This window comes from Streptomyces flavofungini (genome assembly GCF_041028215.1).
Classification (GTDB): Bacteria; Actinomycetota; Actinomycetes; order Streptomycetales; family Streptomycetaceae; genus Streptomyces; species Streptomyces flavofungini_B.
In genome coordinates this window covers 1-906 of record NZ_JASKYR010001357.1, presented here as the reverse complement: position 1 = coordinate 906, position 906 = coordinate 1, and the positions used below count along the sequence as shown (strand labels likewise).

Genomic DNA, 906 nt, shown 5'->3' with positions numbered 1-906 from the left:
AGCAGGGGGACAGCGGCGAGCCAGCCCGCGCGGCGCAGTTTGCGGCGGAGCAGGGGCGCGGGTCTGGCGCGCCAGGGGACGTCGCCCTGGGGCAGGCGGCGGTTGATGACGAGCGCGAGGGCCCCCGCCAGGTCGGTCGGGAGGTGGGGCGTGCGGCGGTCCACGGCGACCACCGTGAAGCCGAGCCGCCGGAGCTCGGCGCAGAGGTTGGCGAGCGGCACGAGGTGCAGATGCCTGGGCTGGGCGTACGAGGGCCACCACTTGCCGAGGAGCCCGGCGTAGCGGCACTCGGGGTCGGTGGTCTCGATCATCAGATGGCCGCCGGGGCGCAGGGCGAGCCGCGCGGCCCTGAGCTCCTCGCGCGGGTCGGGGCTGCTCGCCAGGGAGTGGAACATGCTCAGCGCGTCGTAGCGGCCGACGAGGCGGTGCACGAGCCCGGTGAGGGTGCCGCGGTGGCCCTCCTCGATTCGGCCCTCCCGTACGGCGTCCTCGACGCCACGGCCCACGTCGAGCCCGTCGAAGGACGTGTACGGCAGGAGCCGCCGGGCCAGGACCGGGAAGCGTGCGGCGCCCGTGCCGACGTCGAGCCAGCACTCGGGTTCGTCGAAGACCCGCAGGGCCGCGGCCCTCGCGAGATGGCGCCGGTCGCCGGGCCCCGCGCCGAGCAGCGTGTCGGCCAGCGGCCCGCCGAGGCCCTCGCGGGCGCCGTGGAGGTGGGGGTCCTGGCGGTAGAAGGCCCGGCCCTCGGCGGTCAGCCGGGGGTTCTGGAAGAGGTGCGCGCAGTCGGCGCACTGGTCGAGCGTGAAGGTGCCCGGCTTGCGCTGGACCAGGTCGGTGCAGCGCAGCGAGACCCGGAGCCGGGGAGAGCCGCACCAGGGGCAGTCGGCGCGGCGCGGTTCGTGGAAC

At 76.2% G+C, this 906-nt stretch carries 1 protein-coding gene; it reads right to left on the bottom strand.

Going from position 1 to position 906, the window contains the following annotated elements:
- A partial coding sequence (locus AB8Z36_RS41040; RefSeq protein ID WP_369218428.1) for a class I SAM-dependent methyltransferase occupies positions 1-906 on the bottom strand: 906 nt, incomplete at both ends.